This is a genomic window from Staphylococcus sp. NRL 16/872 (genome assembly GCF_022815905.2).
Classification (GTDB): domain Bacteria; phylum Bacillota; class Bacilli; order Staphylococcales; family Staphylococcaceae; genus Staphylococcus.
In genome coordinates this window covers 67,489-79,310 of record NZ_CP119327.1, presented here as the reverse complement: position 1 = coordinate 79,310, position 11,822 = coordinate 67,489, and the positions used below count along the sequence as shown (strand labels likewise).

Here is an 11,822-nt window from a genome sequence, read left to right as displayed (position 1 = left end):
TATCTTAAATTTCTCGTCGTTACTTTAACTTTTTAACAATAATATAAATACCGATAATTACTAAAGGGATTTGGAAAAAATTACCAATCAACATTACGACAATATAGAAAGGAATGAGAAATAATAATGATCCTAAAAATATAGCTACAAATAAAATGAAAAATGACATACCTTCAGAGTCATTACTTTGTAATCTATTACCTAACAAACCCCTAATTAAATCATTTACGAAAAAGACACACTTCCATATACAATACATAAAAACTGCCAACAAAAATATTGAATAAGGTACGACTACTAACATTTGAAGAAACGCAATGATACCGTCCATTTATTAATCTCCATTTACAAATGATATTTTATTTTTCACAAACATTAAACTTTGGCTAAAATTTATTCATAACTCATCTCTTTAAAATAGTCACACTGCCACTGTTGTGTTTTAAGAGCTGTTTTATTTAATTCAGTTTCCCACGGTGGATACACTCTTAAAGCCATTTTTCCTTTGGAAGTATCACTTTTTAAAATACCCTTATCCAATAAAACTTCCTTAGGAAAAATAAACTGCCCGGATTTATGCCCATCAACGATATTCACTATCAATGCGTCATTTAAATCTTTGGCTTCATATGGCTCATTTTTATTATTTTCATCTTTTTTCCAAATTGCAAAGAAGTAGCCCTTTTTATTAGGAGTTTTTTGAGCTAACCTACTTGTAAAAATTCCATTGCTAGTTTCTATTTCTAAAGCTTCATATTGTTGATTCCATTGTTGTATCCCGTAAGTAGCTTCAGAAGTTGAAAATGTTTGTTTCAATAACTTATATGAGTGAAAAGCTTCGATGTCCTCCATAACAAACTCCTTGTGCTATTATTTTTAATCTTTTAATTACATTTTTAAAACAACTTTTTTACTTACTATACCATTAATAGAAATATAAGAAATAGCAAGCTTAAGTTGCACTGAATACCATCAAATCCTTGCTGTCACGTGTTTAGTTATAATATTTATCTCAACTTTACAAAACTTTTGGAAATAAAAAACAATAGCTCTAAATACTTCGGTAAAAATAAACAATATAATCATCTGTAAATTTAATACTTGCAATATATGTTACAATATTAAAATGTTTAAAAAAACAGATTATATTTATTAAGGAGTTATTATAAATGAATATCATATTAGGGGTAGGCACATTAGTGATTGTGCTCATTGTTATGACGTTATTCTTAAAATTTGCGCCATATGGCCAAGAAGGTTTACAAGCGTTATCAGGGGCGGCTTGTGCGACTTTCTTACCACAAGCATTCTTAAGTTATGCTATTGGAGGCATTTTCCATATAAAATTTTTACAAGATATTGGTGATTTAGCAGGGAGCTTAGGCGGTATTGCAGTCGGAATACTTGCATGTATTAATTTAAAAGTGTCACCAGTATTTGCTGTTATCGTAGGTCTGACGTTAAAAGAGTTTAGTTTATTACCAGCGTTCATTGCCGCTTATTTAACAGCTTTTGTCATTAAATTTATTCAGAAAAAAGTACCAGACGGTTTAGATTTAATCGTAGTCATTCTTGTTGCGCCAGCTTTAGTATATGGTTTAGCAACATTAATTAATCCAGGTGTTAGCGCAGTATTAAATTCAATCGCGAATGCAGTTAACTCTGTAGGTGATAGTAGCCCATACGCATTAGCAATTATTTTAGGTTTAATCATTCCAGTAACAAGCATGACGCCATTAAGTTCAATGGTACTTGCAAGTATATTAGGTTTAACAGGGGTCCCAATGGCTATCGGTGCGATTACTTGTACAGGTGCATCATTTGCGAACTTTACATTATTTAACTTACTTAAAATTGGTAAGAAATCTAACCGCTTCGCCGTATTTATCGAACCACTTACACAAATTGATCTTATCGTTAAATACGCGCCTGTCCTTTATGGGGCAAATGCGATTATCGGTATGTTTACCGCATGTATTATCAATTTCAGTGGCTTAAAAATTGGTGTCACAGGTATGGCAACACCAATGGCTGGTGCAATCGTATTATTCGGTTTCAATAACCCACTTACTTCAATCATTACAATTGCAGCCGTAACTGTAACAGCTGTTATTCTAGCCTTTATTATAGGTTTCATCATTAAAAAATTCGACTTATTACATTTACACATTCCAATGCCTTGGAATAAAAATAAAGACAAAAAAGAACAACATTCACAAGCATAATTTGATATACAGGGAACTAAAAAGAACTTGTCGAGAAATAATTATTTTCTCGCAAGTTCTTTTTTTATCGATTAACTTACAGAATCGTAATTTAAGGCTTTTATTCTTAAAAATAGCATCATTATGTGTTTATATAGAGTTGAGGTGAAAAACATGTCAAATTACGAAGATAGATATGACGAACGAAGTGGTAATATACTTGGCGCTTTAAGTTATTTAAGTGTATTCTTTGCGCCAGTTCTTTTCCCATTGATTGTATGGATTTTCGCATCACCACCTGGATCAACATATTCTAGAAACGCTTTATTTAATCACATTTGGACATGGGTACTCATTGCCTTAGGTTTCGTAGCACTAATATTTGTCCCCGCATTAATGGGTTCACAACACGGCATGGGTTGGTTTGTAGGTCTTGTACTTGCTGTCATCTTCTTTATTTGGGCAGGTATATTATTCATATTAAATATCTTTAGAGGTATTAAATTACTTATTATATAAGTTTTTCAAAAAAACGAGCTAGACGATAGTGTCTAACTCGTTTTTTATTACTTTATTTATTGGAAGTATCTGTAACTATCAATTCTTTGATTGTTCCAAATTGCTTCGGCATTGGTTTCTAAGAAATTTTTAAAGTCTTGATCTTTAATCTTTTTAAAAGCTTTCGCAATAACAAATGGACGATTAGTGTCATTATGCGCATCACTACCAACAATATGGAAAAGTCGATGTTTCACCATATATTTGGCAGCTTTTTTAGCACCTCTGCCATGATTACCTAAAATAGAACCTCCATTTAATTGTAGAATACAACCGGTGTCGACAAACTTTTCAAGCAAGCTAAAATCCGTTTGTACTGACTTATATCGTTCAGGATGCGCAATAATAGGGATATAACCCATATCTACTAGCTTCACAAGAAGTTCAAATATAAATAATGAAATATCATTGAATGAAAATTCTACTAATATATATTTTAAATTATCTATTGATAATGCTATATTGGATTCTATTTTTTCAAAAGAAGCAGGTTCTAAATAAATCTCTTCTCCAATCTTAATCGAAACAGGAAGATTTAATTCTCCTAATCGATCTTCTAGTAATACTTTCTTTTCATATAAATCCTCTTTATTCGGCTCATAGGTATCAATATAAAAATGTGGTGTCGCAATAATTCTTGTAATACCTTGCGCATAAGCTGTTTCAATCATGTTTATCGTTTCGTCTATGTCCCTTGCGCCATCATCCACGCCCCAAATTAAATGATTATGAATGTCGATCAAAATTATCACCACGTTTAATTAAATTCTTTAATATTAATAAAATAAATTCATGTTTTAACACTAAATTACTTACTAGATAAACTAACATTCCAATGATAAGTAAGAGAACAGTGGAAAGTACTGTAGGCGTAAGATAAATATTTAAAAACATTAACACGCCAAACATTATGAGAGACGTGCACGCTGTTTTACTAAAATTTTTAATATTTAATTTAATGCCTGTGCCAGAAATATCAATGATCCTCCACAATAAAATAAGCAGTTCAGAAGTAATTCTAGCTATTCCAGCGCCATAAATACCGAAAAAAGGAATGCATATTATGCAACAGATCAAATTAACAAGCGCGCCTATTATTAATGACATATTGTATACTTTCATCTTATTTTGAATAATAAGATACTGTCTGCTAATCGTCATATTAAGTGGAATAATGAATAATAATATCGCTAATACGTTCATCAATGACACTGTACTTTCAAACTTCTCACCAAAGAACCACACATAAAATGTGGGCATTATCGCAATAATACCTAACACCATCGGAAGCGTTAAAATCGGTTGCATATTGATATTAAGTTCTAGCATCTGATTTAAAGCATTATCTTCTTTACGAGCTAATTTAGTAATTCTAGGGATCATCACTAAATCTATTGTATTCACGAGTAAAATAGCTACCGATAAAATATTAAATGTATTCGTAAAGATACCCACATCACTATAACTTCCAATTAACCCTAGCACCACACACGCAATACTCGTAAAAAAGTTTAATTGGCCATTAGGCAATAAATAGACTAAGGATGAACGAAAAATATGCCACACATTCTTCCAATTAATCCGTTTTAAAGTAATATATTTTCTTAAATAATAATAAAGTGGCCCTTGGTTAAGCACAGTCACAATAGATAGTGTGAAAACATATAATGGTAAATCAGAAGTATCTCTAATAAAAAATACAACAGTGACTAAAACGATTAATGAAGCTACGATATTACTTAAACTTGGAATTTTAAATTTTTCAATTCCTGCATAAAACCATGAGATGTCTGTTGCAGCACCAATAATATATATTCCTTGAAGTAAAAATATTAAATAATATTCATGAATAAATATACTAATTGTTATAACGTAGAGTAATAAAACAGTTAATGACAAGAGTAATTTACTCATAAAAATATCACTAAATTGTTTCGATAACTCTGTTTTATCATGTGCGACTTCTGCAATCAGACGATTAAAGTATAATTGCACTCCGACACTCGCAAACATCAAGAAGTATTGAACCATACTAAAAGAAAATGACACTACCCCTACACCAGAAGGTCCAAATGCACGTGAAATAATCGGAATAGTGATAATAGGTGTAATTGTCCTAATGATTTGATACAAGCTTTGGTAAATAATATTTGTTTTAAGTGAGTCACTCTTCATGGGTCTGTCTACCTTCTGTCTTATTCGATTGAACTATGTAAATCAATGTACCAATTACAAAGGCTACGTATCTTGAATTATTAAATGATACCGTCATAAAATAAACCATCAATATTAAAAGTATTACGATCCAGACAAGATTGCGTCCATTTTTATTAAACTTAACCAAATTAAACAGTAAATAGATTAAGTAGAAAATGAACACAAGACCGAACAATATTCCCCATTCTGCAAAAATTTGTAAGTATGTATTATGGGCAACAAGGCTTACTCCATTTACGTATGTACCGACATGAATGTAATCGAATAAACCTAATCCAAATCCCAAAGTATATTTGATTAAGCTAATAGCGTTGAGCCAAACAAGACTTCTATCCGAACCACTCTCATTGATAGAAGCAGTTCCTTCTTTAAAGATAGAAGTCATTCTATTGAATGAGCCACCTAAATCCAAATCTTGCATATGCCAATTGCCAAAATTGATCATATAAAACGCGCATAATAATGCGACAGAAAAGACTGTTAATACGCTCACAATACTTACAATATTCCTATTTAATAATTTAACGATACAATAACAAAAGAATAATAATAAGATGATGATTGAAGCCGTTTTTGATCCCGTCGTAAAAATGGCTAATAAAATCATAAAGGATAGCGCAAGCCTATACAGGAAGCGAGTTGTAAATTTAAAAACTAAAATCAAACTAATAATTTGAGTCATCGCAAAGTAATTAGGGTCGTTCATTAACCCTTTAGATCTCAATTCATCAAAGAACAATAATTGCGTTAATAATGGCGTTTTAAAAATGCTAGTAAATACACACAACATCCCAATCACGACGCTACTTATCACATAAGATTTCAAGAAAATGTCCCTACTATTATTTAATTTAAATATAATAGAACCTATTAAAAGGTAAATCACGACAAACGCAAATTTAATCGATGTCGCTAACACTTCTTTTAAATTAATAATAAGTAAATCATCGAAGACGCCTAAAATCACTGTCATTAAAATTCTATAAATATATAAAACAAGTATAAATATTACGAGGGAATTAATTTCTAACACTTTATTGTGATTTATCACAATGTAAATGAATAAGATTAAAATAATAAAATCAGCAATTGAAATATTAATGCCAGCAATCACAAAAGATTGTTGGATAAATATTGCTAAGCCTATCAATAGTATATTTAAAAATGTGCTATTTTCTTGAGTACGCATCATAAACCATTTCCACTTCTTTTAACATTTTAGTTTCTGTAAAGTGCTCAAGATATTTCTCTCTAGAACGTTTACTTTGGTTAACATAATCATCATTCTCTAATTGTTGTTTCAAGGCTAAAGCAATATTAATCGGTTCATTATCTTTAAGAATTGCGCCATTATCGTCTACTAACTCACTTATCCCACCTACATTACTTGCTATCACTGGCAATCCATACGACATAGCTTCAATAATACTTATCGGCAAACCTTCATGTTTACTCACTAACACAAATGTATCGTAACGAGCCAATTCTTTTTGTGCATTAATCACATTGCCTAAGAAACTCACTTCTTGCGTAACTTCTACGGCATGCGCCAATTGTTTACACTCGTTTAAATTAATCCCATCACCAATAAAAGTGAAATGGAATTGCTTTTTAGTCATCTTTTTCAAAAAATTTAAAGCATTAATAATGTTCATTTGTAGTTTAGGATAGGCAAATCTAGCTATCATGACGAATTGATGTATGTCGTCTTTCTCACGCGACAATGTCGTATGATTTAATGGATCTTTAATACCGTTATGAATCGTTATAAGCTTTTTAGAATTAAATTTATATTTTATGGCTAATTGTTTATCAAATTCCGAGACACAAATGACCTTGTCTGTAACTTTGAACATCAATTTCTCAATAAATAAATATAGGTATTTCTTAAGTGGTGCGATGCCATCTGTAAATGACCAACTGTGCGCTGTAAAGATGACCAAAGCCTTATTCACCTTAGATAGTTTATAAGCCAGTCTCCCAATCGTACCTGCTTTGGAAGAATGTAAATGAATCACGTCAGGGCGAATATGATTAATCATGTGAGTGATTGTTTTAGTAGCTAATATGTCTTGCTTTACACTAATAGGTCCGATTAAATTGTCCACTATTGTCACTTTAATGCGCGTGTCTAACTGGTCTAACATCGGCCCTTTACACCCTACGACTACGTAGACATCATTATTTTGGCAAAAATAATTTGCGAGTTGGATTAAATGTGTTTGTGCGCCACCATTATCAGCCTTAGTAATAAGATATAAAATCTTCAAATTGATACAAGCCCTTTCTAATAATAGCCTTTAGTATTCGTATGTTTTACTTGATTAAGCACTACACCAAAAATAGATATTTTTAAATTATCTAATCTTTTTTTAGCTTCTATAACTAAGTCCCTTGGTGTTTTCTTGCTATTTGAAACTAAAATGGTTTGATCCACTAATCTACCAATGATTAAAGCATCCGTTACAGGTAAAATGGGAGGCGTATCAATAATCACGTAATCATATTCATCTTGAATATCTTCTAAGAAATCTTTAAAATTAAGCGAATCTAGAAGTTCTGAAGGGTTAGGAGGTCTCGTCCCCGCAGGTATAATATCGAGATTTGAATCTTCACTATAGTAAATCCCTTGTTCATAATGAATTTGGTGACTAATGATATTTGATAATCCATAATTATTAGGCAGATTAAAGCGCTTATGTATTTGAGGTCTACGCATATCTGCATCAATCAGTAAAACTTTATAGCGTGCATTTGCGAGCGACTCAGCAAGTGATTTACTAACGAACGTTTTACCTTCTCCTTGTCTTGAAGAGGTAATCATATACACCGTGCTGTTTTCTTCAGTAACATTGAATGTCACATTTGTTCTAAGCGTTTTAATTTCTTCATTGATTAAGTCTTGGGCTGTCGTTATATATTTACTTGATTTTTTACTCATTTTTTATCACCTAAGTCGCTAATCTTTCCAATTGTAGGAAGCTGTAAATAATCTTCAACTTCTTTTTCAGATTTAATTTTGTTATTTAATAAATATTTAGTGAACATAATTAAGAACGAGATGACTAATCCAAATACAATACCAAACACGACGTTAAGTGAGATATTAGGCGTCGTTGGAGACTTAACTTGGTCATTTGTTGCTTTGGATAAAATGGATAAATTATCAACACCCATTACTCTTTCAATTTCTTCTTTAGACGTTTTAGCTACTTCATTCGCATATGCCACCGCTTCTTTAGGATGTTCACTTAACACATTAATCTTGATGATTTGCGAATTCTCTACAGTATCTACAGTAAGCCCTTTATAAAGGCTATTTTCATCATTTGTATTTATCTTTTCTAATGCCTTATTTTTAATCTCTTCAGAACTAATAATTTCTGAATACGTTTTGATTAATTGAATATTCGTTTGAATTTCATTTGGGTTTTTATATAAATTGTCATCGTTTGCACGTTTTTGATTAATAATGACATTCGCAGTCGCTTGATATTTAGGGGTAATAATAAATTGTGAGACCACGAAGCTAAAAGCTCCAAAAATAACCACGCACAAAATAATTAACACAATATTTTCTTTTAAAATTTTTCCAAATTCACTAAAATTAAGATTTTTTCTCATTTTATCCACCTATCTTGAGCCTGATCCTGTGATGATGATGTTTACTGTTTTTAAACAGATATAAATTTCCGTAAAAATATTGCCTTTATAAATATATTTCAAATCGTATTTTAATTTTTCTTCTGGAGATAAATCGTAACCTCCTTTAACTTGTGCAAGACCAGTTAAACCAGGAGTCACTAAACAACGTTTCTCAAACCCTTGGATTTCTGAACTAAATAGTTCAACAAATTCTGGTCGTTCAGGTCGTGGCCCTATAAAACTCATCTCTCCTTTTAAAACATTAATGAGTTGAGGCAATTCATCGATTCGTGTTTTTCGAATGAATTTACCTACTTTCGTTATTCTAGGGTCATCTTTCTCTGCCCATTGTGCACCGTTATGTTCAGCATTAGGCTTCATAGATCTCAACTTGTATATCGTAATTAATTTGCCATTTTTACCGACTCTAATTTGCTTATAGATTGGGTTACCAAATGAATCAATAACGATTAACACAGCAAATAAAACCATTATTGGAAAAGTAAAATATAATAAGACGATACTCATCAATACATCCAATAAGCGTTTCACTGGGTAATACCACTTCTCAACTGCTTTATAAGTGTTTAACCTCTTTTGATAATCATATCTAACGATTCCAAACTCCGGCTTAATCACGCCGTTTTCTAATTTAAGATCTTCAGTCTTAAAATTCTTCACGTTTATCACCTACGAAATAAAGCATAAATCGCATTGATATATCCTATTTATATTTCTCTCTTTTAAGTTTTTCTAGGTTATCTTGTTGCGTTTAAGTCTCTAAATCTCTTTTACTTAATATTAGAAAAACGTCAAAGTCTGCCACCTTAACGATTGATTACTTAGAATATATCATTAAACCAAAAAAGATTGTACCCATTCTATGAAAAATAAAATACTTTTTTATTTAGACTTTTTAAATATTAAAATCATATAAATCAAACATATTTTTTTAATATAATAAAAATCATACGCTAGACGTATACTTCAAAACTGACGTTAACGAAAGATTATTTATTCTACTTTAGGGATATATTATCTATAGAAATATACATAGAAAAAGGTGTTACGTAAAAATGAAAAAGTGGTTATGGATAGGTGGAACAACAATTGCAATCATAGGTTTACTGCTGTTCTCGCTAATTAAAATCGGTCCGTTATTTAATTTATATGTCATTCCTCCTTCTCCTAAAGCGTATGCAAAGATAGCACTCGAACAAATGGAGGCACAAGGTCTCTATGCTCAAGGCAAAAAGTGGGACGACATTAAATCTAAAACTTTAGAAGAAACCAAAAATGCTAAAAGTTATAAAGAAACCTCTCCTTATTTAGAGAAAGCTTTAACCGTAGCAGGTAGAAAGCATTCTTTTTTAGAGACAAGCGAAGATAATAGCCAAGAAGATAACGCTCAATATCCTAAGGTTAAACTTAATGATAATAAGGTGTTAGTAGTTAAATTGCCGGAATTTACTGGTAATGAAAAAGAAGCCACACATTACGCTAATATTATCAATCAGTCTTTACAGAAAGAAAATTATAAAGGAGTTATTCTAGATTTAAGAAATAATACCGGAGGCGATATGGGGCCTATGTTTGGTGGTATATCATCTTTACTGAAAAATGGTACATTGGTTACCTATATCGATAAAGACAACGATAAAACCGAGGTCACATTAAAAGGCAGTGAAACCACATATGGAGGCACACCTGTTAAATTAAAAAACACTAAAAAAGTAAAATCTGTACCTATCGCAGTCTTAATAAATGATCAAACTGCAAGTTCAGGTGAAATTACAGCACTTTCGCTAAAAGGTAAAAGTGATGTTAAATATTTTGGTGACAATTCAGCAAGTTATACTTCAGCAAATACATCTATAAAATTATATGATGACACCATGATGAATTTAACTACCCAAAAACTTAAAGACAACGCCGGAAAAATTTATGAAAATAATCCAATTGTTCCAGATGTCAAAACTAAGCACCCAGAACAAGATGCTATAGAATGGTTACAACAAACAATGAAATAACCTAACCTTAATAAAAAACGTCTAGTTGAATGAGTATAGACACTCTTACAACTAGACGTTTTACTTTTATTTATTATTGTTCAAATTTAAATATTTCTGGACTATATAGTTTTAATACTTTTACAAATAAGAAATGGAAAAATAGTGCCGAGATTAATGGCACGACTACATAAGCAATAATAATTATGAACAAACCAGTCATTGTATTTGTATTTAAAAGTGCTAGAGATTTAATAGGTCCTACTAAACCAATTAATCCAAAGCCTGCAGAATTTGGTGCGCCCTGAATATTCAAAAATCCACCGATTAAACCTGATACTGCAGCCGTACATACAACCGGTAACATAATAATAGGGTGTCGAATTAAATTAGGCATCATTACTTTAACAGCACCTAACAATACAGTAATTGGGATACCAATCTTGTTTACACGCCAACTACCAACCATAAACATAATCGCACTAGCAGCTACACCTACCGCAGCTGATCCCGCCGCTAATCCTGAAATACCGATTGCAATACCAATCCCTATAGCAGAGATAGGAGATACGACTAATATTGAAAAGATAATGGCAATCAAGATCGTCATGATAATAGGTTGCATATTAGTCAAACTGTTGATTAATTCACCTAATCCAACAGTGATCAACTTAGTAAGTGGCAATAATAAATAGCCAATCAGTCCAGCTAGCCCAGCTCCCACGAGGGGAAGCGCAATCATATTCAAACTACCAAAACGGTTTTTAACTAATAACATAATACCAACTGCAATAGCAGCAGTAATCATTGTATTAATTAAATCACCAATACCAACGATAACCCATTTATCATTGGAAATCACTGCAGCGCCAGAACCCACAAATGCGGCTGCACCAGCTGATGCGACTTGAATTGGTGCCATTCCAAATTGCATTGCGATCAGTGCGCCTGTCAGAACAGGAATTGTATATTGAATGCCTTGTGTTACAAATGCAATCTTCAAGAAAAATTCATTGTATTGGCCTAAATATTTACATAGTTCCCCTAGAATAGCATTGGGAATCATCCCCACCACGACAGCTAATGCTACTCCATTTAATACATTAAATAAGAATGATCTGGGTGTAATTGTTTGTGTCTCGCCCATAGTTCACATACCTCATAATTTCTATCATTTTTAAATGATTGT

The 11,822-nt window shown here is 31.8% G+C and carries 13 protein-coding genes; 3 read left to right on the top strand and 10 right to left on the bottom strand.

Going from position 1 to position 11,822, the window contains the following annotated elements:
* Window positions 1-19: 19 nt before the first annotated feature.
* Window positions 20-331, bottom strand: coding sequence for a hypothetical protein (locus MT340_RS00370; RefSeq protein ID WP_243588282.1), 312 nt, complete (start codon window positions 329-331; stop codon window positions 20-22).
* Between the two features lie 62 nt (window positions 332-393).
* Window positions 394-852 (bottom strand): MepB family protein, encoded by a 459-nt coding sequence (locus MT340_RS00365; protein ID WP_243588281.1) that lies wholly within the window; start codon window positions 850-852, stop codon window positions 394-396.
* Between the two features lie 317 nt (window positions 853-1,169).
* Between MT340_RS00365 and MT340_RS00360 the strand changes: the two genes are divergently transcribed.
* Together MT340_RS00360 and MT340_RS00355 are read left to right on the top strand one after the other, a co-directional pair.
* Window positions 1,170-2,225 (top strand): PTS sugar transporter subunit IIC, encoded by a 1,056-nt coding sequence (locus MT340_RS00360; protein ID WP_243588280.1) that lies wholly within the window; start codon window positions 1,170-1,172, stop codon window positions 2,223-2,225.
* Window positions 2,226-2,378: 153 nt separating this feature from the next.
* Window positions 2,379-2,723 (top strand): hypothetical protein, encoded by a 345-nt coding sequence (locus MT340_RS00355; RefSeq protein WP_243588279.1) that lies wholly within the window; start codon window positions 2,379-2,381, stop codon window positions 2,721-2,723.
* A gap of 56 nt (window positions 2,724-2,779) precedes the next feature.
* On the opposite strand, the gene MT340_RS00350 is transcribed toward MT340_RS00355, so the two are convergent.
* Genes MT340_RS00350 through MT340_RS00320 form a run of 7 tightly spaced genes read right to left on the bottom strand, consistent with a single transcriptional unit; the run spans window position 2,780 to window position 9,242 of the window.
* Complete coding sequence (locus tag MT340_RS00350; RefSeq protein WP_243588278.1) at window positions 2,780-3,505, bottom strand: tyrosine-protein phosphatase; 726 nt, start codon at window positions 3,503-3,505, stop codon at window positions 2,780-2,782.
* Window positions 3,489-4,937 carry an oligosaccharide flippase family protein gene (locus tag MT340_RS00345; RefSeq protein WP_243588277.1) on the bottom strand — a complete coding sequence of 483 codons (1,449 nt, stop codon included), beginning with the start codon at window positions 4,935-4,937 and terminating at the stop codon, window positions 3,489-3,491. Before MT340_RS00345 ends, MT340_RS00350 begins: the two co-directional genes overlap by 17 nt.
* Window positions 4,927-6,171 (bottom strand): O-antigen ligase family protein, encoded by a 1,245-nt coding sequence (locus MT340_RS00340; protein ID WP_243588276.1) that lies wholly within the window; start codon window positions 6,169-6,171, stop codon window positions 4,927-4,929. Before MT340_RS00340 ends, MT340_RS00345 begins: the two co-directional genes overlap by 11 nt.
* The gene (locus tag MT340_RS00335; protein WP_243603459.1) at window positions 6,149-7,249 is read right to left on the bottom strand and encodes a glycosyltransferase family 4 protein; all 1,101 of its coding nucleotides are present in this window, start codon (window positions 7,247-7,249) and stop codon (window positions 6,149-6,151) included. The genes MT340_RS00340 and MT340_RS00335 overlap by 23 nt, the downstream gene beginning before the upstream one ends.
* 17 nt (window positions 7,250-7,266) lie before the next feature.
* Window positions 7,267-7,920 (bottom strand): CpsD/CapB family tyrosine-protein kinase, encoded by a 654-nt coding sequence (locus MT340_RS00330; RefSeq protein ID WP_243588274.1) that lies wholly within the window; start codon window positions 7,918-7,920, stop codon window positions 7,267-7,269.
* The gene (locus tag MT340_RS00325; RefSeq protein ID WP_243588273.1) at window positions 7,917-8,603 is read right to left on the bottom strand and encodes a YveK family protein; all 687 of its coding nucleotides are present in this window, start codon (window positions 8,601-8,603) and stop codon (window positions 7,917-7,919) included. The genes MT340_RS00330 and MT340_RS00325 overlap by 4 nt, the downstream gene beginning before the upstream one ends.
* A gap of 9 nt (window positions 8,604-8,612) precedes the next feature.
* Window positions 8,613-9,242 (bottom strand): sugar transferase, encoded by a 630-nt coding sequence (locus MT340_RS00320; RefSeq protein WP_481906659.1) that lies wholly within the window; start codon window positions 9,240-9,242, stop codon window positions 8,613-8,615.
* 458 nt (window positions 9,243-9,700) lie between these two features.
* Between MT340_RS00320 and MT340_RS00315 the strand changes: the two genes are divergently transcribed.
* On the top strand, window positions 9,701-10,654 hold the full coding sequence (locus tag MT340_RS00315; RefSeq protein ID WP_243588272.1) for a S41 family peptidase: 954 nt from the start codon (window positions 9,701-9,703) through the stop codon (window positions 10,652-10,654).
* Between the two features lie 73 nt (window positions 10,655-10,727).
* On the opposite strand, the gene MT340_RS00310 is transcribed toward MT340_RS00315, so the two are convergent.
* Complete coding sequence (locus MT340_RS00310; RefSeq protein WP_243588271.1) at window positions 10,728-11,780, bottom strand: PTS sugar transporter subunit IIC; 1,053 nt, start codon at window positions 11,778-11,780, stop codon at window positions 10,728-10,730.
* Window positions 11,781-11,822 lie beyond the last annotated feature (42 nt).